Source organism: Pedobacter kyonggii (genome assembly GCF_004310665.1).
Lineage (GTDB): Bacteria > Bacteroidota > Bacteroidia > Sphingobacteriales > Sphingobacteriaceae > Pedobacter > Pedobacter kyonggii.
In genome coordinates, this window is the sequence record NZ_SIXF01000021.1 from 67,257 (window position 1) to 89,709 (window position 22,453).

The following is a 22,453-nucleotide window of genomic DNA, read 5'->3' on the forward strand; positions in this document are numbered from 1 at the left end:
TCTTTTTCATATTCATAACCTTTAATACCAAGATGGTCAACCATCATGAAATATATTTACATAATAAAACTATAAGTCTATACATAATATTTCAATACATGAGCGGTTGATCCGCGGGGCAGTCCACATTCAAGATCATCAGAAATTCATACAGCTATAACAATAGGATAACAATACGCCCTTATCTTCGCGGCATCATAATTTGGTTAGTAAAAGTTTATTTGAATTGTAATGTCCGGACTTTTTTCCGGACTTTGCTTTTTCCCGCTAATCCCAAGAAATCATTGGGTATGATACACCCTTAACCTACCCGGCCACGTCTTGATACTCATGATGGAACCGGAAATTACCCGCAAGCTTCCGAATTTCCTCTTTACTAACCGTGTTCGGATCGTTAAACTGCCGATACATCAGCTCTGATGGTATCTCTAATAATCCTGTACCTGTTGTGAGTACCGAATGTGAATCGGAAGCAATAACTGAGCGAAAATCACCGATATCAGGTCTAAACTCGTTGAGTCTGACCAAGAGTTCATAATACAGAAAGACTGGGAATTTCATTGGCACAAAGTTAATCAATGATAAATTTAATGTTAAATTACCATTACATCAATATTAAACGTCAGTTTAACGTTAAATTAACTTGTGCTTACCAAATGTTTTTGGTTTCCCTTAGATTTTGCTGTAACAGAAGGGCTATAGCCTTCTTCATACCGCCGCCCTACCAGTGCTGGTAAAAATAACGGTAATGTATCTCTGGTATGAATTAATATGAGCCAATGCCAGAAAACAATAATTTGTAATCACAAGGATCGTAACGGCTGTCGGTGCCAGCCTATAGTCTATCAGCGCAATTCATATGCGACTACCTTTCTACTTTATTCAATTTTCTAATTCTGCTGCTTACAAAGTTAACACTAACATCAGTATAAACTCTTCTATAAAGTGCAATGTGCAGCTCTATGTCAGCAAGCTTCTTAAGGTATTCTACATACAATGTCTGTATTTGCAGCCGTTTAGATTTAATGGATTCAAGTTCATTATTTACCTGTATATCTTCATCATCTATCAGATAAGTCTCTTTAACCTTAATGTTTTCTTCCAGTTTAATCAGCAGACATTTTAAATGCTCATGCTGGCGTCTATTAATCCCCTGCATTCATTTTTGTTAAAACCCGGGGAGCATTATCCTCTCCCCAGGTTAATTATCAGATCAATTTATTTCAAAAATACTTTCCGGACTGCTTTATTCTCGGCATCCAGGATGTAGACATTTCCATCCTGATCTATCGCCATGTCATCCATAGATCCCAGTTTAGCAGCCGCCAGTGTTCCATCGGCAAAGCCTGAAGAAAATTTAGCGAGGGTTGATGCTCTTTTGGAAGCAATATCAATCTCCCTGAGTGCATAGTTATGGCGGTCGCCAGCGATCAGTCGCCCTGTACCATAAGGTATCAAACCACCTGCAATGCTATTAAACCTAGCCTGGGTTCCGATTCCATCCTGATAACCTGGATCACTAAAGCCTATCCAGTTGGTTAGATTCGATCCGCCAGATGCGATATATGAAATGGCATTATTGCTTGCTGAACCCGAATCCACATAATAAAGATTGCCTAAGGCATCTACGAGTGGGTGGGCCATAGGCCAGAGCGGTCCGGTAATTTTTGAAAAGCCACCAATGGTATTTACCCTGTTCATCCCCGCAAAGGCACCGTTAATATTTACATAAAGATTTCCTGCGGCATCAAATGTCATCAAACCTGGCGAAAAGCCGGAAACATATACGGTGTTTTGGCCTGATGGTGTTATTTTTCTAATGTGGTTACGGCCAATATCAGATACGTAAATATTGTTCTGTTTGTCGATTACAATACCGAAAGGTGTATCAAAAACAATATCGGCACCATTGGCCTGCAATACACTTACCGTACCATTAGAAGCGATTTTTTTCACCACATTGTTCGATCGGTCTGTTACATAAACATTACCATTATTATCAACCGCTATGCCTGCCATAAAGCTGCCAAAAGCACTGCTGTTTGGCCCCCCGGCTAAAGTAACCATACCTGCTCTTTTAAAATCCTGCGGTGCCAATGCTTCCTGGCCTGCTACTACTACTTTTAAATTGCCTGTAGTTAAGCCTGCAGGAGCATCCAAGATCAATGTATTTTCGCTTGCGGTTTTTACGGCGGCTAGTATGCCATTAAAATAAACCTTGTTATCTGCAGTGGTGGTACTAAAACCAGAGCCTTTAATAGTCACCGTGGTTCCGGCCAGGCCATTATCCGGACTCACCGAAAGAATACCAAGGGTTTGATCTTTAAACTGTGGCCCATCGGTTGCCTGATCGTTTACCACTACCTTTACGCTCCCGCTACCGGTTCCACCTGGCAGTACCAGCTTAATCTGGTTTGCAGAGGCCGATATTAATGGAACGGAAACGCCATTGATGAATACCTTATTCTCATCCGCTGAGTTACTGAACAAGGTACCTGAAATGGTCATTTCTGTACCTTTTGGTCCGCTTAACGGCGTAACTATGCCAATAGATGGCGGAGCAACTACGGTGAAAGTTGGTCCGGGAATTTTCTGCCCGTTTATATTTACCGATAACGGCCCGGTTTTCAATCCATCAGGCGCAAGTACAACCAGTTTTTCTTTGCTGGCTTCTAATACGGTAGCTGCAATACCGTTAAAATCGATTATATTTCCGGCGGCAAGTTCCTCAAAACCTGTTCCGTTAATGGTTACTTTTGTGTTTTTACCACCACTTAAAGGTTTAATGTTATCAATAGCCTGGTAGGTAAAGTTTTGGCCTTTTGCTTCTTTTCCGTTCACTTTTACCATTATCGCGCCAAAGCCTACTTCGGCTGGTACTTCGGCAACAATCAGGTTATCCGATGCGCTAACCACCAGCGCAGTTTTACCATTGATCAAAACGGTGGCAGGCGCGGTTGTACTGCTAAAACCTGCTCCTGTTATCCTGATTTGCGAACCCGCAGGTCCGTTTGCAGGCAATACCGTTGTGATGGTTAAATCCTGATAGGTATATGGGCCGATATCAAAACTTTGGGTATCGTACTTTAAGGTCAATGCGCCTGTAGTTCCGCCTTCGGGCATGCGAATCACCAAAGCTTCGGCAGTTGCACTGATTACTTCTGCTGCTTTACCGGCAATGGCAGCCGAATATTGTTTGATATCGGTACCGAAACCTGTTCCGGCAATGGTTACCAAGGTACCTGCGTTACCACTGTTTGGATAATAACTGTCTATTTTAAATGCTACTGCAATAGTTTCGGTTTTATCCTTTTTACAGGCTCCGATGATGAGCAGCAGGAAAAGCATCAATCCGATACTTAAACTCTTTTTATATTGAATGATCATAAGATTTATTTTCAATGTTAAAAACTATACCTTAATCCCAGTTGCATCTGCACCCTCGAACTAAAATAATCGATACTATAAGGCTGACCAGGGTTGTTGAAGGTAAATACCGGATAGTTGCCTGCATTTTGCTGTGGCGGGAACAAGGTCGGCGTTAAACCTATACTACTGGTGGAATTAAAGGTATTTGGCGAGAAATACTGTACACCCCAGGTTTTATTAATCAGGTTGGTCAGGTTGATGATATCCACATTTAAGCTCAGCGACTGCGATTTGCTGCTGTTTACAAACAGCTCGTGTGCCAGGTGAAGATCGGCCTGCACATTCCATGGGGTACGCCCTTTGTTTCGCTCTGTAAAATTACCCCTGCGGCTGCTTAGGTATTCATTACCATCAATAAACTGGTTAAAGGCGGCTGCCTGTTGAGCTACCGTTTGCGCAGGAAGATCTTTAAAATAGCCAATGGCTTCTTCGCGCAATGGAATATAAGCCAGACTTACCTGTTGCGATAAGCCCTGGATGCTACTGTTTACAATACCATAACTAAACGGGCTGCCTGATTGCGCGCTGAAGAACAGACTTACAGTGGTTCTTCCTGCTTTTTCCCATTCGTGGTTATAGCCAATACTGGAAACAATGCGGTGCCTCGTATCGAAATTGCTATAGCTCAATGCCGGGTTATTGGGTACCAAAGCCTGGCTTAACTGCCAGTTACTTTCCATGGAGTTACGCACCCCATTGCTTAAATCTTTCGATTCGCCATATGTATAAGAAGCGGTAATATTAAGGGCTTTTATAAACGTTTTGGTTATGGTTCCGGTAAGGCTGTAACGATAGCCCTGACTGGTATTACTTAAAAGGTAGATATTGGAGAAACGGGGATCAACCGTTCCACTGTAGACCGGTTGTTGTTTTTCTTTATCGTAACCATAATACAGTGGATTATCCTTTGTATTCAATTGCTGAAAAAGTACATCTTTTAAGCTTTTGGTATACATTCCTTCAATTGTAAAGCGCCAGTCGTTTTCGGTTTCGAAATCGATTCCTAAACTCGAACGGAATACCTGTGGCATTACAAAACCATTATCAACCAGATCGATCTGCGTACGGCCACTGCTCGGGTTATTGATCACCGCACCGTTCTGTTCAATAAAATTCCCAATTCCATTCGGACTAGGTTTAATGGCATCGCTACCAGGTGCAAATGGCTGCTGATCGGCCCGTTGATCGAAAGCGCCAAAGTTATTGCCCGTATTGTAATAGGCATAGGCTAACCAGGCAAAAGGAATACGCCCGGTAAATAAGCCCGCTCCTCCTCTTACTATCAATTTTTGATTGCCCAACGCATCGTACCTGAAGCCTACACGGGGAGACAACTGCACCTTATTTAAAAACTTATTTTCAATGCGGTTAAGCGGTGTGTAAGTGTAGGTACTGCCAAAATTCGGATCGGCCATAATATCTTTTACCTTATCGCTTAAGGTTGGCATGGTTGGCAGATTTACCATATCGGCACGTAAACCTGGTGTAATGCTTAATTTATCACTAATCCTGATTTCATCCTGCACATACAAACTGTACATGTTTACATTGAAATCGGCAGCTGGGTTGGCCAACAGGTAATCTCTGCTGTTATTGGCGTAATTGTAACTGCCCCTAACACGGTAAGGATTGTTGCTGATAAAATCTTCGATGCTCTGGTAATCTACCCGGCCGTTCCAGGCATTAACAAAACCGTACTGAATGTTATACAACTCGTTGTGCGTGCCCACTAAGATTTTATGGCGCCCTTTGGTCCAGTTTAAATTTGCGGTAAACTCCCAGATTTTTTGTTTCATGTTGAAGATACTCGCCTCACGGTCGGTACCCAAATAAATGGTGGTACCGGGTGTACGCCCCATAATCTGCACCTGTGGTAATGTAGGATCGCTCAACGGATCGCGGCTATCGCTCACATGGGTAAAACCTACCAATAAATTAGCTGAAAGTTCATTATTGAAACGGCTTTTTAACTCGGCAACGGTACTGGTCTGGTTATTTTCCTGCTCAAAAGCCATGCTGCTGAAACGGAAATCCTGCTGATCGCGGTCCATGTGGGTGGCCTTACTGAAAATGGTATTGTTCCTGATGGCCAGCTGGTGTTTATCGCTGATGTTCCAATCTAAACGGTTGAAGAATTTTTGCGATTTGTTCGAATTGGCATATACTCCCGCGGTCCCGGAATCGAAAACATTGCCATAGCGGGTTTTCACCACATTGCTGATTAAATCGGCATCCGTCACACTCAGGATGTGGCTTGTTTCTGCTGTACCCACGTATAACTGGGTAGGATCCTGGCGATGGGTAATCTCCTCATTACTAAAAAAGAACAGTTTGTTTTTAATAATCGGGAAACCGATACGGAAACCTGCCTGATAATCCTCGAAGTCGCTGTTCATTTTACCCAGGCCACCTACACGATCGTCACCCGTTATACTTGCATTCCGGCCAAAACCATAAACCGAGCCACTTACTTTATTGGTTCCGCTCCGGGTCACCGCGTTGATAGATCCTCCGGTAAAGTTTCCGATCTTAACATCAAACGGAGCCAGGTACACCTGCATATCCTCAATGGCATCTAACGAAACGGGATTGGTGCGGGTACTGCTCCCGTTCATACCAGATGTACCCGTCTGTCCACCCAAAGAAGGACTAAAACCAATAGCATCGTTGTTTACCGCACCATCAATGGTTACGTTGTTGTAACGGAAATTGGTTCCGCCAAAACTATTGTCGCGGCTTCCCTGTGGCGTTAAGCGGGTAATATCTGTTAAACTCCGGTTAATGGTAGGCATATTTTTCACCTGTTCGGCGCTGATGTTTTTACCTGTGCCATACGTATCGGCTTTTTGTTTCGGTTTCGCCTTGCCCGATACCATAACCGTACTTAACTCCTGTGCATTCTCCTGCAGTACAAAGTTAAGCTGCTGGCTTCCGCCTAAACGTACCGCAACATCGCCCAGCACTTCGGTTTTCATCCCCGTGGTAGAAACGGTTACCGTATAGGGCGAACCAATACGTAAATTGTTTAAAAAATAACGCCCATCTACATCGGCAGAGATGGCATAACGTGTTCCCGAAGGGGTGTGAATAGCCACAATGGTTGCACCAGGTATTGCAATTCCTTTGGTATCTTTAACCTGCCCCGTTAAGGAGCCGCTTGTTTCTTGCGCCATACCGTAAAAAGATATGAACAGCAAAGCGCAGAGCATGATTATTTTAAGCCCAGCCTGTTGCAGAGAAAGCCTCTCCAGCAAAAAGACGGGCGTTGGATATATATATTTCTTCATCAGTTTAATTTTAATTGCCTTGCGTTTTCCTATTGGGTAATCCGTAAAGCACCATCTATAATATGTAATACACCATTTCCAGCAAGGATATCCTGTTTAACCAGTTTAACAGCCATTGTATTTCCGATTCCCATCAATGTAATGCCATTAAAACTCCCAGGAGCATTGAGATCAGGTGTTAAAGTCATGGTTACCGAATTGCCATCGAGCATGGCCTGACTGCTGGTGTTGGATGACCCCGTGCTGAGGATATAATCGTAAATAAACCTTCTGTCTTTTACGACATGGTAATTTACAAGGCGTTTCAATACCTCTACATCAGTATTATTGACCTGTTCTACGCTGGAATAGCCCATTACCTGCATGGCCTGGTTGTTCGGTGCAAAAATGGTATAAGGCCCTGCCCCATTAATGGTTTCGAGCAAACCAGAACTTTTTAAAGCCTGTGTAAAAAGGGTAATGCTCGGCTCAGCGGAAACGGCATCGCCAAGGAGGTCGTGTAGGTAAGGACTTAAAACACGATCAAGTACCTGGATCAATCCATTTGAAGCCGGGATATTCTGCGCGATAATGCGTGAACCGTTTAATGTAAGTACGGTATCTGTTCCCTTGATCCAGTGTGTGGCATATAACTTGCCTCCACGTGAGCGTAACTCCTGGTTAAAAAGGTAAGGCAGTTTATTCAGCTCGTACTTTCCGTCCAAAGTATGGTATTGCGCAATACGCGAGATGATGGTTGGGTTTGCAGTAAGCACACTTACCGGGCTGGCATAACCAGCCAATGAGAATGCGGCATCTGATGGCACCAAAGCAGTATACGGACCTGCACCTTCCTGTAAGGTTTTATCAAGTCCGCTGCGTTTTAAAGCAGCACTGAAGGCCGAAAGGTTAAAATTATCTGCAATAACGAGGTTAATTTTATTGTTGTCGTAATCGCTTAGTTTATTTTCATCTTTACTGCATGAGGTACCCACAATGGCCATTAGCAATAAAGAAAAGAATGTGTTCTTATGGTATCGGTTAAATTGCTGTGCCATGTTTATTTGAGTTTAAATCCTTTGGGGAAAAGTAGGCGATCTACCACATGTATTGGTCCATTAAGGGTATTGATATCGGTATCAACAACTGTTGCAGCAGGGTATTCGGAACCTTTTACTTTTAACACAACACTGTTGTTGCTGAGTGAAAATTCAAGTGGCATAGTATAGGCGTATTCTACCGGAGGGTTTCCACCGATATTAACCGGATAGCTATTTAATGCCGGACGCAGTACATTGCTATAAAATACAGTAGCGTTATTAACGGTTTTATCGCCACCAGGGCTGGCAGGCTGAAATATTCTACCCCAGTTACGGTGAAAATTGTATACCGTATCCATCGGGAAACCGCCTACTGCCGTAAAGGTATTATCATCAAAACGGATACCTTCCTGCCCACGTTCATTGAATTTAACGATATCAGCTATGGTCTGAAATCCAGCCTGATGAAAGGCTTCATCAGTTGGGGCAAACAAAGTAGATACCGTGATATTTGGCCCGATATAGCCTTGATAAATGGGGGTATTTATTTCCCAATCTTTTTTATAATAAAGACGGGTATAGGCATAATCCCTCATGATTTCTTCGTCGCCAGGACGGTATCCAAAAAGCGGTTCCAGGTCCGCACCGATTTTATTGATGTAAAACTCATCTGCAAGGCGTTGCGATTCGATGAACATTGTAAATCGTCCATCAGCTTCTAAGGCTTCCAATATGGTTTTGGTAGGCCTTTCTATGGCTTTTTCCATCACATAAAGGCCTCCATTGGTTGCAGGCAGGTAATTAACTTTACCTACGTTTTTACCGTTCATCAGTAAATCTTTACCTTTTACCCCCACATAATGCCTGTAATAATATAAATCATATTGGTTATTGCTCTCTGGGTTTTCATAATATTTTACATACAAACCAGGATGGAGCAACAGGCTTTTGACCATAAAATTATCGCTCCGTAGTTTCAGTTCATCTTTGGTTACCGGGCCAATGGTGGTATAAAACATCATCAAACTATCCAATTCTTCTACGGGCATCTGATTAATGGCACTGGCACTTAAACCTGCAGTCTGCATGGCAGCATCGTTCGGTGCGAAAACCGTAAATACCACTTTGCTTCCTTGTTGCTTAAGGATATTTTTGATATTACTTTTTTGCCAGGCACTGTAAAACAGTTTTGCAGGCGAAGCGGTCAACAGCTGTTCTACAGTTTGTGTCGCATCGCTTTGAAACGGGACCTGGGCCCCTTCAGGATCGGGTATAAATTCCGTTTTGGAGCAGGCACCTAAAAAAAGGATACATGCCAATAAAACGAATACCCAAAAGTTTTTTAAATTTCTCATATTCATGATGATATATTATTTCTTGATAGCTTGATCGGGCCTAACCAATCCATCAACCAAATGATGGACAATGCCATTGCTACACAGGTTATCGTTTTTTGCTGTCAGGTTGCTGGTTGCCGAGTTCAGGATCACATCCGAAACGGTGTTACCACTTCGGAGTGTAAGGCCATAGCCCAGTTTAAATTCTGGATATAACTTTCCCCCTCCGAAATTCATGTAATGGCTATCGTTTTTGAGGAAATAGTTATAGGCCCCGTTTGAATTTATCAGTGAAAACACCTGCGAATCGGAGATGAAAAAGTGCCTGTCGTATAAAATATAAGCACCAAAAAGCCGGTCGCCCAAATACTGATCAACTTCAAGGGTATTTAACGAAACATCTGTGATCCCCACATTTTCGAGTGCTTTGTTATTGGGTGCAAAAATGGTGAAGGTTACCCCTGTAGCCAATTGATCCCACAGGTTAAACTTTTTTAAACCTTTAACAAACACACTATAATCGGCATGTTCTGCAAGCCACTGCTGCACCGTTTTATTGTAGTTTGGTTTCATTACGTTATCCAATAAATGCAGTACACCATTGGCTAAAACCACATCTTTCCTGATCACCTCAACCCCATCAATGTAAAGTTCGTTTTCAACACCTCCATTGGGATTAAAAGCTGCACGCGAAAGGTATAACTCTGGTCCTGTTAATGTCGCGTAACGGATATCTATCCCATTGCTTGGCATATCATCTACCATCAGTTTACGCGGCAGGATGTGATAACCGATTATTTTCTTTAAGCTGTCGACATTCATTTTGTCAAAATCTGTCGTGCTGTAAATACCCTGGCGGTTAAAAGCTTCGTCGGTTGGCACAAATACAGTAAAGGGCCCCGCTCCGTTTAACTGTTCGGTATATCCCGTTTTTTTGAGTGCGGCATAAAAAAGGCGCATTTCATAATTGTTCTTTATAAAATCGGCTGCCGGACGAATATTTTCGTTGGGTAAGGCAACCGATAAATCATCGTGTTTGCATCCTGTAAAAAAAAGCAGCTGTAAAGCCATTGCCAGTGCAAAAAGCATTTTTCCTATTTGTAAAACCGGTTTGCTATGCTTTACATTATTTAATTTTTTCATTGAAATCATGTTTTTAATAGATGGGCGGTGCGTATTTTCGTTGAATGGTGGTTAAATAAACCCTGCCATTAACTACTTCTACGGTATTTACCGTGGCGAAGGTTTTAGGGTTATTTACACCTGAATGGATATTGACCAGCAAGTTGGGCAGTATGACCGCATTATCGTTGCTCGTCATCCTTACTTTGCCATTCTGTAGACAGTTTACCGAAACCCAGTTGCCTCCATTATCAATTGAGGCTTCGTAAAAAGGATTATTGGAAATATCCATCCCCGGCACAAAAAAATCGAACCTTTGCCACATATTTGTGGTGATGCCATTGGTAGTATTACTTGCCCAGATCGGGAAACTTACGTAAGGACTTACATCACTTGTTGCCGTGTTCAGTTTAACATTGGCAATATATTTCCCCTTAAAACCCGGTATAGTGGCTGCTCTGGCGCTCAAAATACTTTGATCTTCGTAAAGCGACAGGAAAACATTCATTTCATCTTTCATTCCACCCTGGAAACTGGCCATTAAATAATCTTCGGCCTTAAGCGATTTATCGGCCTCCCAATAACCTTTGGCGCTCATGTTGTAAAAGTTCACATAGGTAAGCGAATCAGATAAAGGCAGCTTTTGAAAAATCTCTTCGCGGAGCAAGAGTCCGGTTCTTTTGGTTACAAAATCTTTTTGTAAGATGTGCAGGGTATATACTTCTTTACTGGTGAGATTAAGTACGGTATCGATCAGGATATCTTTTTTTAGCTGGTTTTCCAATTGAAAAAAGGGTACTGTATTTTTCGGGCGGTAAGCAAACATGATCCGTATTTTGCCTGATGGAACCTGAGCCCAGCTACTTAAATCGAAACCGTTTAAAATCGGCCCTACCAATACATTTTCTTTTCCCGGATATTCGGGATTGTTAACCGAGGTACTGGTACCAATATGCGATGGATACGGGGGTGCATAGGCATCGCGCTGATCTAAAAAATCGCCTACAATTTCGGCGCTTGTTGGTATGCCGTTAGCATCCAGCACCGGATTGATGAGCATGCAAAAAAAAGGCACTTTATTATCCTTGCTGCCAAGCGTTTGCACGTAATTAAGGTTATTGAATACCCTTAAATATGCCGGATCGTCGATCTTAGAGTACTCTACTTTTACGCAGCCTGAATTAAGCAGCAGAAAGCAAGCAGCAAAAAGCCATGCGAACTGTACAAATCCGGTTTTTATCATTCTGTTATTTAATCTCTCTTTTTTCATTATTTGTTGTGTTTGATAATGATCATTCTTGCTTTATTTGCTGGTGTACTGCCTGTGCCCGACTGGCCAATAAGTGCCACGGTGTAAATTCCGGGCTCTTGTACAGGCAATCCCCTTCCTAATTTCTGATAAAGGGTTTTATCTGCAATAAATGCCTCGCTTTTTAGTACTTCGATATCGTTGGCCCATATGCCCGGTACTACATTGGGTTTAGAACGGTAGGCCATAATTTCGAATGCTTTTTGATTGAAGACATTGCTGATATATGGCCGCTCGAACAAGGGCTGGCCAGGTTGAAGGTTAACACCTGCATTTGCATTGTCATTCCCTCCCGCTGAAGATTGCCCGTTGCTTTGTGTAAAAGTGATGTAAGGATTGCCCACCGAAAGATTTAAAAATCTTTTAAAGAAGAAATAGTGGTATTGATTGCGGCTGTAAGTAGCATCGTCTTCTGTCCCAAGATAGGTTGTACCACTTAAATCGTTGGCTACAATAAGCACCTTAGGTGTACCTGATTGATCTTGATATAACCATGCAGTATAGTTTTGCGCAGAACGCAGCACCTGACTGGCACAGGCAATGGTTTTTCCAGATGCATCTATAGCCTCAACGATGTGGCTGCCCTGAATAAAGTTGGTATATGCGCCAACTGTACCAAAAGCTAAATTACTCGCGATCGTTTTTCCATCTACCTTAAAACTTACATTTTGTGCAGCAAGACCATTTACCCCCTGTACCCTGAAATAAGTGTTGTTGGCCGATGGACTGTTATCATTAATCACCTGAAATGAATTTTGATAGGTTGATGAAGTTTCGTCAAGCTCGTTAATCAAATAATCAAATTTTTGCGGAGCGATTAAAATGGTATAAATACCTCCTGGCTGGTAGGTTTGAATCGGTGCATAAGTCTGATTGGTAGCGTTCATCAAATCCATCGGAATGGTTGATGTAGGCGGATCGATCAGGGTAATCGCATCCAAGCCACTGCCTAAGGCTGGCATCTGTCTGCCATCGGCCATTAGTATTTTAAACTGATAGGTTCCATAAGGGATTTCTATATAATCAGAAGTTCTGCTTGCGGAGCTGATATTATTGGTCCTGGCATCAACCAAAGTACCATCGGCATAAGCCAGCGATACATCTCCGCTTAACTCTTCCTGTCTTCCACTGCTGTTAACCGCGGGGTTTTTAATGGCACCGGATAGATTTACAATCCTGATTTTAAAATGATCGGGTTTTGATGGTGCGGTAACCCCTCTTTTAACAGGAACAACTTCTGGTTGCCCGTCCATAGCAAAAGTTGGCAACAGAAAGTAATCGGTTGGATTGTTATAATCGTTTTTTACATCGAGTTTTACATTACCTGCAACTACAGGTGCATAACTTCTCGCCATAAAATCCAGTTTTGCCGTTTCCTGTGCATCGAACAGATCCTGTGGAATAAACCAGGTTTTCCCTAATTGTCCGTTTGAGGGAAAATATGAGGTACCCGGATATTGCTGGCTATTGGGTTTGTTAGGTTCCCTCACTACGAAATTGGTCAAGCTATCACCATTGACAATCACCTGATTAAAACCTGCTACATTGATAATCCGGGCGGTTGAGTTGACACGGTTCTGAGTGAGCGTCCTATTGTCTGATTCAAAATCAACTTTATCCTTTTTACAGCATTGAAACAACAGCATCACACTGAAAAACAGCAGACTAAAGCATTTATAATTTATCTTATTCATTATTTAAATAGATTATAGGTAAAGCCTAACATAATTTCGGCACCGCGGGTATAACTTCTGTTAATGTATTCGTTGCCGTACCATTTGCCCCCTGTTTGTGGGTTGGCATAAACGGTTTTGATATCGGGATTAAGGATATTTTTAGCATAACCTTTAAACCTGACACTTTTACTCAGGCGCTGACTGAATACAAAATCTAAAACAGGCACCGGAAGGGTATATAAATCGGGTTCTCCGGTCAGGTTAATCTGTACCAAACGTTCGCCTACCACGTTAAAGGTTAAGGTAAAATCAGAGCCCGATTTTGGGTTCTCATAATTTAACCAGGCATTGATAGAATAAGGTGCCTGCTCAAAAAGCGGACTGTTTTTTGGCGTATAACGATCGAGTGAGCGGATGGCTTCGTAACGTTGTGGTGTTTTTTTGATATCGCTCTGTGCCAGCAACAAGTTAGAACCGAAGTAGAAATTCTTCAACGGATCCCACATATTACCCAGGCTTTTTACCACCTCCAACTCGAGTCCCCATACCCTACCCACGTTCGGATCGTTCTGAAACTGGATGGTTGGAAACTCGGGATAAGTTGCCGCTAAACCTGCGGTTTGCAAACTAAAAACCTTTACCAACTGGTTTTCTATGCGTTTACCAAATGCAGAAAAAGCAAGAACTTCCCCTTTTGCCGGGAACCATTCCCACCTAAAATCAAGGTTTTGGGTAAACTGGTTTTTAAGGTTTGGATTACCCACAACCAAACCCATCTGAAAGGCATCGAACTCGAACACATTGGTAATTTCCCTTAACTCCGGCCGGGCCAAAGTGGTGTTATAAGCACTGCGGAAATTCATGTTATCGTTTAGCGTATAAGTTGCGTTAACAGAGTAAAATGGCTTATAACCCGTTTTATATACCGAGTTTGGATTTATTGGATTCAATGGGATTTTGCTTCCATTTACACCGCCTGCGGTAAGCGAAGGATCTAAAAACACACCAGAGGTATCAACAGATGAACCGATGTTGGTCATCTCGAAACGTACGCCACCGGCAATACGCAGTTTTTCGGTCAGCTTTAAATCGAGCATACCATAAAAGGCATTGGTTTCGAAATAGCCGGTATAGTTATTTGGCGATTTCTGACTATTGTATAAAAACCCACCGATGGGCATCATGCCTTCGCCCTGGTTTCCGGTAGGAAGTTTAACACCAATAAATTCACTGCTTACCAACCGGTTCAGATTACCTTCGGCACCGTAAAGTGGTAAAGATCCGTTGCTGGTAAAGTTAGATCCGGGCAAGAAAAGTTGGTTTTCATTAAACTCACGGTCTCTGAACAGGTAATTTACACCGGTTTTTAACTCTTGTTTCTGTCCGAGGAATTTAAATGGAATGCTTAAATCGCCTTTATAATTGTAATTTTTCTCGTCAAGGTTTCTCCATCTTCTTCCATTAGGTTCAGCTTGGATAATGCCGTAAGGGCCAAAACCATTAACATAACCTGAGGTTAAGGCATAAAGATGTTTGGTATAAACAGTTGCAGGAGCGCTACTTCCTGTTCCAACGGTATAGTAACCACCACCCCTTGGGCTGTAGTCGGCTAAACTGGCAAAACGGAAATCAGGATCGTTTTGTTTCGACCTCGAACTGGCTACATTATAACTTAAGCGCGGCGATAATTCTTTATCAAAAAACTTATGCTCGCCCTGTAAGTTAAACGTGTTCAGGTTACGGAAGGTTTGTTTCAGCGAATAAGTTGTTGTTTTAACCTCCCCCGGTAATCCCGTATATTCGTAGCGGCCAGCTAAATTAGTGGCTTTGGTTTCGCCGCCCCAGCTGCCCAGGTATTGCATGCTGATTTCGTTACGTTTATTAAACTGATAAGTAACGCCCACCAAGGTTCCATAGTTTAACGTTTCTACACCTGTGTTTTCTTTATAAGTTTGGTATTTACCCATAAATAAACTGTTTGGTGTAATGTAGTTTGGAATATTACGTGGACTGTACACATCTGGGTTACCGGTAACCACGCCCTGGTAAATACTATATTGGGTTAAATCGCCTCCGCTGATGTCGGTAATGCGGCGATAATAATTCCCACCCATGATTAAACCCAGTTTATGCTTTTTAAAAATATTAAAACTGTTGCCATACGTAGCCGAATACAACTGGTTTAGCGGTGCTTTTTTGTACTGCGTAGTCATTACCGGATCGAAAGACTGCATGATGTTGTTAATGCGTGCTACTTCCTGGTAGGCTGTTGGGCTATAATTGCTGTTGGCAATCATGCTTTGGATAGAGCCCAGCCCATTTGGATACTGACTTGCCAGGTTTTTAAAGTCGCTGCTCAAGTTTTTACCACTGATTTTATTACCGAAAGACCCCATATCGCTGTTCCAGAAGCTATTGTATTGTCCGCCGATACCCACATTTGAGTTTACACCCGATTGGGCAATAATTTCGAACGTTTCCTTTTCTGGAACAGATTTGGTTTTTAGCTCCACAATACCCGCAGCTGCATCAGCAGGTTTATCAGGCGTTACGGTTTTATAAATGGTAATGTTATCGAGCAGTGATGCCGGAACCAGATCAAGGGGTATGGTGCTCCTGTCAGGATCAGACGAGGCTAAACGAACGCCATTCAATTGTCCGATTACACTCCTATCCCCCAAACCGCGGATGGCTACATATTTATCATCGGTTACGGTAACACCTGATACACGTTGCAATGCCTGTGTAGTGGTAATGCTACCGGTGCGTTCAATCTGTTGTGACGATATTGCATCCTGGATGATTGATGACTTTTTGCGTTCTTCCAATACCGCCACCTCAGTATTTGCCTTTCTCCTGGCCTGAACCATTACCTCACTTAACTGTGTTGATGAGGCTTTTAAGGCAATGTTCAACGCTTTGGTATTGGCATCTACTTTAATTTCACGGCTACTGTAGCCCATGTAAGAAATAACCAGGGTAGCACCTCCTTCAGGAACGGTAATCCTGAAATTTCCGTTCACATCCGTCGAAGCTGAAGCAGCCCCACCTTTAACCTTTATACTTACGCCGATCAGTGTTTCCTTGTTCTTTTCATCGAAAACGGTTCCGGTAATTAAAATCGGTACAGGTTTTCGGGTGATTACCACATAACCTTCTACCACATTATATTTAAGATTGGTATTGGCTAAAATGTTGTTCAAAGCCTCAGCAACAGTAATGTTTTCGGCACTAAGGTTAATCTTTTTGCTTACTTTGTTCAGCAGGCTTACCGCTACATTAATTTGGATATTCCCCTGTTTTTCTACAACAGCCAAACTATTTTCTATCGTTGCAGCTTCGAGTTTGAGTTTGATTTTCCGATTCAGATCCTGACCTGATACATTACTGGCGAAGAGTACACCTAAGCTGGTAAGATTTGCAAGGATCACTAGAAAAGAGCATTTCATAAAGAAATAAATTTTATCTGCGGGCAGATTGTTATCAGCCATCTGCCTCAGTTTCTTTTTAACATGGTACAAGGCATTATAACATTGCCTTGCATATCGAAAAGAAACATGCAGATGTAATACTTTTTGCATATTTTTGATCATTATGATTTTTCGCCTTCGGGCGGATATTATGAATACTTTATCGTGGGCTGACGGGTCTTCGAAAACAGCCAGTCCGTTGATGATTTACGCGTCCTCCTTCAAAGGGGGGACGTTTTTATTTTTAGTCTGTTTGTTACATCCCCATCCTTTCTTTCCTAAAAAATGCTAACATGATTTTGATTGATTTTATATTTAAAATTACCCGCAACACTGAGGATCTTAACGAGCTTGCTTACCGGGATATCGGTGGTTAAATTCACCCTGATCTGCCTTTCGGCCAGCAGCGGGTTCTTAATTTGGATAACAACATTATAGGTTCTTTCCAAAATGGCAGCAATATCTGCAAGCTTTGTCTTCCTGAACACCAGTTTTCCGTTTTTCCATCCACTAATATCGCTAACAGGTGTGCTACCCAATTCGTGCTGCCCGGTTTTCTCGTTCCACACCACACTTTGGCCCGGCAACAATACGGCAATTGGATGCAATACCTTGTTTACTTCACGGTCTACCCTTACCTTTCCGGTACTGACTAAAACACTAACCGGTTGATTTAAAAAAGCATCAACTTTAAAAGAGGTACCCAATACCCTGGTTACTACATTTCCGGTGTGGATGATAAATGGCCTTTTCGGATTTTTAGTGACTTCAAAAAAAGCTTCCCCCCTTAAAGATATCGCCCGCAGGTTCGTGGCGAATTTTGAAGGAAAAGAAAGAGTACTTCCTGCTCCGAGATATACCACAGAGCTATCGGGCAAAAGAATTCTGGAACGTTTTCCTTTTGGGTTTTCGAAATGCTGAACCAGTGCATTTTGTTGAGATGTTTTGTTCAGCCTTGGGATTAATATTGAAATTGAACCGATAAGCACCAAAATAGCTGCCGCATACGATAAATACCTACGGAGTTTTATCTTTTTTGGTGCTAAGGCTAAAATTTTTGTCTCACTGTCCTCAATATTTTCGGCCGATTGCCTTTCGTGGAATTTCACAAGTGCCTGCGCAACATCGGGTTCATTGTATTGATCAATGTTTGATGAAGCCATCTCGTCCATCACCTCATCAAAAAGCGCAGAAAGATCATCTGTAGATAGCAGCGATTTTATTTGAACAGTTTCTTCCGCTGTACATCCGCCGTTAATATATTTCCTGATGAGTGCTTTTTTTTCTGTTTTATGATCCATTGATGTTGTTCTTCAATAGTCATAACACAGCTTTTTAAGGGTACCACCTATCAAATGGTAAAAAAATATATTTTTTTTATTTAAGAAGGTAAAACCAAGACGATATAAGGCGCCAGAAGTAAAAAAAGGGTAAAATCAGCATGTTCTTTTATGTGCTGCCTGAAAAAGCTAAGCGCCGCAACCATATAATTTTCGACCGTATTTACAGAAAGGTTCATATCACTGGCAATTTCGGCATAGGTTTTATTTTCCTCCCTGCTCATCTGGAATACTTTTCTGCGGGCAGGGCTTAACTGGCTAAGTTTTTCGCGGTAAATCTCTTCGAGCTGTGCGTACACCAGTGCATCATCAGCGGGCCGCGATTTCACAACCTCGGTCTCAAGCTGTTCATCAAGCTCAACAGCGGCCATTATTTTTTTACGGTAATGGTTGTACAGCGCATTTTTGACCGAGCGGTAAAGATATGGACCCAGATCGGTTTCTATTGAAATCTCACCCTGTTTCTTCCACAGACCGAGCATCACATCCATCACCAGTTCTTCTGCAACAAAAGTATCTTTAATATTTTTTAAGGCATAACGGTATAAGGCAGAATAGTACCGTTTAAAGAGCAGATCGAAGGCAGCTGAACTTCCGTTTTTATGCTTTTCTAACAGTACTGCATCCGGTAAATCTTTTATTTCGTTGAACATGCCTTGCGAAGAGAATCTCTGTGCAGCAAAAATAAAATCTATAACAACGCTTTATATTAAGGCAATATTAAGTTATTGAACATGATCAATATTGATTATTTCAGGTCAAACGTTTGGATGTGAACGGCCGTTCAATAATAAACACAAATAAACCACAACATTCGTTGCGGCTTATTTTACCTAACCAAAACCTAATGGATATAACCAATAACTATGGCACAAACCTAGAAACGAAACATGAACAAAAAATGAAGTTTCGATTCAGATCAAGCCTGACTGATAAATAATGACCGTAATGTTTTAATGGAGTTGTAGAGGAAGGAATCGAACCTTCGGCGTGCTCCCAAAAAAGCGCTCTACATTGATCGTTTTCAATTGATCGCCGCAAAAGTAGTGATTAAGAGTACACTTAAAAGTACAAAGTAAAAGCTTAACAGTTTAATAATATATCGCTGCGCTTGTGCCTTTTCAGAATTGTTCAACTTAGACAAACGATAAATTGCATAAATTCTTGGCGCCATAGGCAATACCGTTGTCCACATCCCTGGCTTTTACCTTTCGTCAGGAGCCTAAATATAACCTTGGAACTTCTGTCCACAATTCTAGAAATTTTATTTTCATAAAAACCCTCACAGGAAAACTTTGAACCAAAAAACTTGACATTCTAATTGTTAAAGCATCTGAACTCTGCCCCTATTTTTCTTATTAAGCAAAGTCACACTTCCAACTAACTGACATGACAAAGCGGACGACCAAGCCTACCCACCACTCTATACAATTTGACTACAACAATTACCAATTGGGCTACTTTTTACACAACGACAATCAGGAATTTTGTACTTGAGATTTATTCAGTTTTAGAAATAATTAAATAAAGAATTATGCAAAAGAGAAAATTAGGAAATAGCGGACTGGAAGTTTCCGCATTAGGTTTTGGCTGTATGGGTTTAAACTTTTTGGATGGCAAAGGTCTTGATAAAAAAGATGCCATAACGCTACTGCACAACGCAGTTGAAAGAGGTATTACATTTTTTGATACCGCAGAAGCCTACGGACCTTACACCAATGAAGAAATTGTTGGCGAGACATTACAGCCTTATAGAAAAGACGTAGTCATCTCCACAAAATTTGGTTGTAAAGATGCCAGACCAGCAGCAGGTTTAGACAGCAGACCCGAAACGATCAGAGCAGTTACTGAAGCATCTTTAAAAAGATTAAAGACAGATTACATTGATCTGCTTTATCAGCACAGAGTTGACCCTAATGTTCCGATAGAAGACGTTGCAGGAACAGTGAAAGACCTGATACAAGAGGGCAAAGTAAAATATTTCGGTTTATCGGAAGCAAGTGTTACAACTATTCGAAGAGCACATTCAATTCAACCTGTATCAGCATTACAAAGCGAATACTCTTTGTTTTGGCGTGAGCCGGAAGATGAAATCATACCAACATTAGAAGAGTTAGGAATTGGTTTCGTTCCCTTCAGTCCTTTAGGCAAAGGCTTCCTCACAGGCATCATAAACAAAAAATTAGAAGCTATCGACCGCAGAAATATTATTCCCCGGTTCAGCGAAGAAAATATAAAGGCCAATCTGGTTTTAGTGGATGCGCTTTCTGAGATTGCGCAACAAAAAAATGTGACGACAGGACAACTGGCATTAGCCTGGCTCTTAGCGAAAAAGCCCTGGATCGCACCCATCCCCGGGACTACAAAACTGCATCGTTTAGCGGAAAACATCGGCAGTACAGATATTATATTAACAGCCGATGAACTTGCAAAAATTGACTCAACGGTCAATGGAATTACACTTGTGGGCGACCGCTATCCCGAATTTTTAGAAAAACAAATAGACAAGTAAAAATTAAAAGCAATGCAAAATATTAAAGGAAAAATAGTTGCTATCACAGGTGCAAGCAGCGGAATGGGTAAAGCCATTGCGATAGAATTAGCAAAAAACGGTGCAAAGGTTGTTTTGGGTGCAAGGCGAACAGAACAATTACAACAAATTGTTGACGAAATTAAAAGCAAAGGTGGTGAAGCCATCTTTGCTCAAATTGACATGAAGAACAAAGCCGATCTAGTTCGTTTGGTAAATGAAGCAGTTGAGCAACACGGAAAATTAGATGTCATTGTAAACAACGCGGGTGCCAGTCAATTAAGCCGCATTGATGAATTGGATATTGAAGGTTGGGAAGAAATGATCGATGTTAACCTCAAAGGCGTTTTGTATGGGATGGCAGCTGCGATTCCCGTTTTCAAACAACAACAATCGGGACATATCGTCAATATCATTTCAACTTCAGGAATTAAGATTATCCCAATGCAAGGCGTTTATGCAGGAACTAAAAATGCCATTCGCACTATTGCAGAAGCGTTTCGTCAGGAGTCAGACGGGAACATACGCATCACAGGCATTTCGCCCGGATTAGTGAAAACAGATTTTGCGAACAACATCAAAAACGAAGAAATGAAAACAGCTGTTCAACGGGGAATGGAACAAATTGCCATCAACCCCATAGCCATTGCCAATGCCGTAATTTATGCAGTAAGCCAACCGGAGGATGTTGAAATTGGCGACATTGTGATTCGTCCGTCAAAACAAAATTGATTAAATTCGTAAACGAAAAATGCAACAACAATCCAACATCAATCACATTAAAAGTATATCGCAACTGGTGCGTATCTTGGGATTTCCTGCACCATTGCACCCGTTGATTGCATTGGTTGATTACAATAATGTTTCGATTGAGATGTTTCCAAAAGGGCAAAAAGTAAGTCTTGATTTTTACAAAATTTCCTTTAAGCCCACATTCACAGGACAAATAAAATACGGACAAGGGTATTACGATTTTGAAGAAGGTGGATTAGCATTTTTGAAGCCAAAACAAATCGTTTTTTCACCGGAAGACACAGAGAGCTATCAAGGGATCGCTTTGTATTTCCATCCGGACTTTACCCGAAATTATCCATTAGGAAGCATAATAAACCATTATGGCTTTTTCTCTTACTATGTTTCAGAGGCCTTGTTCCTGTCTGCAAAAGAAAAAGAAATTATAGCCAATTTATTTGCTACAATAGCCGATGAATTAGACAACAACATTGACCACTTCAGCCAGGATGTTTTGGTGTCACAAATAGAATTGTTATTGAATTACAGTAACCGTTTTTACAACAGGCAATTTATTACGAGAAAAGCAATCAATCACGACATCATAACTTCTTTGGACAAACTTTTAGACAACTATTTTGAAGAGGAAAGCAGTCTGAAGAACGGCTTACCGTCCGTAAAATATATCAGTACGGAATTAAAGCTATCGCAGCGCTATTTGAGCGATATGTTGAGTTCATTGACAGGACTAAACACACAACAATACATTCAGAATGCAGTCATTGAAAAAGCCAAAGAAAAATTATCAACGACAAATCTATCTGTTTCGGAAATTGCTTATGAATTGGGTTTTGAACATTCACAGTCGTTCAGCAAACTCTTCAAGACAAAAACAAATGTTTCGCCTTTGGAGTTCAGACACTCCTTTAATTAAAAAACGACAATAAGCAGACTAGTAAAAGCCAGTTTTGAGTAACACGGATTGTGTCGGGTGGCTTTTTGTCCTACATATTGAAGTTTTGAAGCCAGACCATTCAACGCTGTAGCGCCCGCTAGGGCAAAAAACTCCACCAAAGAAAACTGACCATCATAATCCTCCCCTGTCAGGGACAGACGCGGCATCGTTCCAGAACAAAAGATCTTTATGAATTGCTCTGGTAAATTTCGCTGTTTCATGAGCGACCAACAAAAAAAGGGAGTCC

General features: G+C 41.6%; 16 protein-coding genes. 3 read left to right on the top strand and 13 right to left on the bottom strand.

Annotation, left to right across the window (positions count from 1 at the left end):
- Positions 1 to 306: 306 nt before the first annotated feature.
- The 12 genes from EYS08_RS18235 to EYS08_RS18290 form a co-directional block, all read right to left on the bottom strand.
- Complete coding sequence (locus EYS08_RS18235) at positions 307 to 561, bottom strand: hypothetical protein (RefSeq protein WP_131031456.1); 255 nt, start codon at positions 559 to 561, stop codon at positions 307 to 309.
- A gap of 304 nt (positions 562 to 865) precedes the next feature.
- Positions 866 to 1,159 (bottom strand): hypothetical protein, encoded by a 294-nt coding sequence (locus EYS08_RS18240; protein ID WP_131031457.1) that lies wholly within the window; start codon positions 1,157 to 1,159, stop codon positions 866 to 868.
- A 59-nt stretch (positions 1,160 to 1,218) separates the two neighbouring features.
- Positions 1,219 to 3,387: an IPT/TIG domain-containing protein gene (locus EYS08_RS18245; protein WP_131031458.1), complete on the bottom strand. Its 2,169-nt coding sequence runs from the start codon at positions 3,385 to 3,387 to the stop codon at positions 1,219 to 1,221.
- A 17-nt stretch (positions 3,388 to 3,404) separates the two neighbouring features.
- The gene (locus EYS08_RS18250; RefSeq protein WP_165456504.1) at positions 3,405 to 6,716 is read right to left on the bottom strand and encodes a TonB-dependent receptor; all 3,312 of its coding nucleotides are present in this window, start codon (positions 6,714 to 6,716) and stop codon (positions 3,405 to 3,407) included.
- A 29-nt stretch (positions 6,717 to 6,745) separates the two neighbouring features.
- Complete coding sequence (locus tag EYS08_RS18255) at positions 6,746 to 7,753, bottom strand: fasciclin domain-containing protein (protein WP_244215994.1); 1,008 nt, start codon at positions 7,751 to 7,753, stop codon at positions 6,746 to 6,748.
- Between the two features lie 2 nt (positions 7,754 to 7,755).
- Complete coding sequence (locus EYS08_RS18260) at positions 7,756 to 9,090, bottom strand: fasciclin domain-containing protein (RefSeq protein WP_165456505.1); 1,335 nt, start codon at positions 9,088 to 9,090, stop codon at positions 7,756 to 7,758.
- Positions 9,091 to 9,105: 15 nt separating this feature from the next.
- Positions 9,106 to 10,215, bottom strand: a complete 1,110-nt coding sequence (locus EYS08_RS18265; protein WP_165456506.1) for a fasciclin domain-containing protein — start codon at positions 10,213 to 10,215, stop codon at positions 9,106 to 9,108.
- A 13-nt stretch (positions 10,216 to 10,228) separates the two neighbouring features.
- The gene (locus EYS08_RS18270; RefSeq protein ID WP_244215995.1) at positions 10,229 to 11,464 is read right to left on the bottom strand and encodes a hypothetical protein; all 1,236 of its coding nucleotides are present in this window, start codon (positions 11,462 to 11,464) and stop codon (positions 10,229 to 10,231) included.
- The gene (locus EYS08_RS18275) at positions 11,464 to 13,197 is read right to left on the bottom strand and encodes a DUF4397 domain-containing protein (protein WP_131031461.1); all 1,734 of its coding nucleotides are present in this window, start codon (positions 13,195 to 13,197) and stop codon (positions 11,464 to 11,466) included. The genes EYS08_RS18270 and EYS08_RS18275 overlap by 1 nt, the downstream gene beginning before the upstream one ends.
- Positions 13,197 to 16,760 (bottom strand): carboxypeptidase-like regulatory domain-containing protein, encoded by a 3,564-nt coding sequence (locus EYS08_RS18280; RefSeq protein ID WP_244215996.1) that lies wholly within the window; start codon positions 16,758 to 16,760, stop codon positions 13,197 to 13,199. The genes EYS08_RS18275 and EYS08_RS18280 overlap by 1 nt, the downstream gene beginning before the upstream one ends.
- Positions 16,761 to 16,927: 167 nt before the next feature.
- Complete coding sequence (locus tag EYS08_RS18285) at positions 16,928 to 17,950, bottom strand: FecR family protein (RefSeq protein ID WP_131031462.1); 1,023 nt, start codon at positions 17,948 to 17,950, stop codon at positions 16,928 to 16,930.
- Positions 17,951 to 18,030: 80 nt separating this feature from the next.
- Entirely contained in the window at positions 18,031 to 18,642 is a 612-nt protein-coding gene (locus tag EYS08_RS18290; protein WP_131031463.1) for an RNA polymerase sigma-70 factor, read from the bottom strand.
- Positions 18,643 to 19,523: 881 nt separating this feature from the next.
- On the opposite strand from EYS08_RS18290, the gene EYS08_RS18295 reads away from it, so the two are divergent.
- The 3 genes from EYS08_RS18295 to EYS08_RS18305 are packed head-to-tail and all read left to right on the top strand — an operon-like array spanning position 19,524 to position 22,185.
- Positions 19,524 to 20,501: an aldo/keto reductase gene (locus tag EYS08_RS18295; protein WP_131031464.1), complete on the top strand. Its 978-nt coding sequence runs from the start codon at positions 19,524 to 19,526 to the stop codon at positions 20,499 to 20,501.
- Between the two features lie 12 nt (positions 20,502 to 20,513).
- Positions 20,514 to 21,251, top strand: coding sequence for an SDR family oxidoreductase (locus EYS08_RS18300; RefSeq protein WP_131031465.1), 738 nt, complete (start codon positions 20,514 to 20,516; stop codon positions 21,249 to 21,251).
- 19 nt (positions 21,252 to 21,270) lie between these two features.
- Positions 21,271 to 22,185, top strand: a complete 915-nt coding sequence (locus EYS08_RS18305) for a helix-turn-helix domain-containing protein (protein ID WP_131031466.1) — start codon at positions 21,271 to 21,273, stop codon at positions 22,183 to 22,185.
- Here EYS08_RS18305 and EYS08_RS18310 read toward each other — a convergent pair.
- Positions 22,182 to 22,427 carry a hypothetical protein gene (locus tag EYS08_RS18310; protein ID WP_131031467.1) on the bottom strand — a complete coding sequence of 82 codons (246 nt, stop codon included), beginning with the start codon at positions 22,425 to 22,427 and terminating at the stop codon, positions 22,182 to 22,184. The two genes, EYS08_RS18305 and EYS08_RS18310, sit on opposite strands and share 4 nt — an antisense overlap.
- Positions 22,428 to 22,453 lie beyond the last annotated feature (26 nt).

Excerpts from the sequence above, each read along its gene's own strand:
- EYS08_RS18235 (WP_131031456.1), bottom strand. The coding sequence starts at position 561 with ATGAAATTCCCAGTCTTTCTGTATTATGAACTCTTGGTCAGACTCAAC.
- EYS08_RS18240 (WP_131031457.1), bottom strand. The coding sequence starts at position 1,159 with ATGCAGGGGATTAATAGACGCCAGCATGAGCATTTAAAATGTCTGCTG.
- EYS08_RS18245 (WP_131031458.1), bottom strand. The coding sequence starts at position 3,387 with ATGATCATTCAATATAAAAAGAGTTTAAGTATCGGATTGATGCTTTTC.
- EYS08_RS18250 (WP_165456504.1), bottom strand. The coding sequence starts at position 6,716 with ATGAAGAAATATATATATCCAACGCCCGTCTTTTTGCTGGAGAGGCTT.
- EYS08_RS18255 (WP_244215994.1), bottom strand. The coding sequence starts at position 7,753 with ATGGCACAGCAATTTAACCGATACCATAAGAACACATTCTTTTCTTTA.
- EYS08_RS18260 (WP_165456505.1), bottom strand. The coding sequence starts at position 9,090 with ATGAGAAATTTAAAAAACTTTTGGGTATTCGTTTTATTGGCATGTATC.
- EYS08_RS18265 (WP_165456506.1), bottom strand. The coding sequence starts at position 10,215 with ATGAAAAAATTAAATAATGTAAAGCATAGCAAACCGGTTTTACAAATA.
- EYS08_RS18270 (WP_244215995.1), bottom strand. The coding sequence starts at position 11,464 with ATGAAAAAAGAGAGATTAAATAACAGAATGATAAAAACCGGATTTGTA.
- EYS08_RS18275 (WP_131031461.1), bottom strand. The coding sequence starts at position 13,197 with ATGAATAAGATAAATTATAAATGCTTTAGTCTGCTGTTTTTCAGTGTG.
- EYS08_RS18280 (WP_244215996.1), bottom strand. The coding sequence starts at position 16,760 with ATGCAAAAAGTATTACATCTGCATGTTTCTTTTCGATATGCAAGGCAA.
- EYS08_RS18285 (WP_131031462.1), bottom strand. The coding sequence starts at position 17,950 with ATGGATCATAAAACAGAAAAAAAAGCACTCATCAGGAAATATATTAAC.
- EYS08_RS18290 (WP_131031463.1), bottom strand. The coding sequence starts at position 18,642 with ATGTTCAACGAAATAAAAGATTTACCGGATGCAGTACTGTTAGAAAAG.
- EYS08_RS18295 (WP_131031464.1), top strand. The coding sequence starts at position 19,524 with ATGCAAAAGAGAAAATTAGGAAATAGCGGACTGGAAGTTTCCGCATTA.
- EYS08_RS18300 (WP_131031465.1), top strand. The coding sequence starts at position 20,514 with ATGCAAAATATTAAAGGAAAAATAGTTGCTATCACAGGTGCAAGCAGC.
- EYS08_RS18305 (WP_131031466.1), top strand. The coding sequence starts at position 21,271 with ATGCAACAACAATCCAACATCAATCACATTAAAAGTATATCGCAACTG.
- EYS08_RS18310 (WP_131031467.1), bottom strand. The coding sequence starts at position 22,427 with ATGAAACAGCGAAATTTACCAGAGCAATTCATAAAGATCTTTTGTTCT.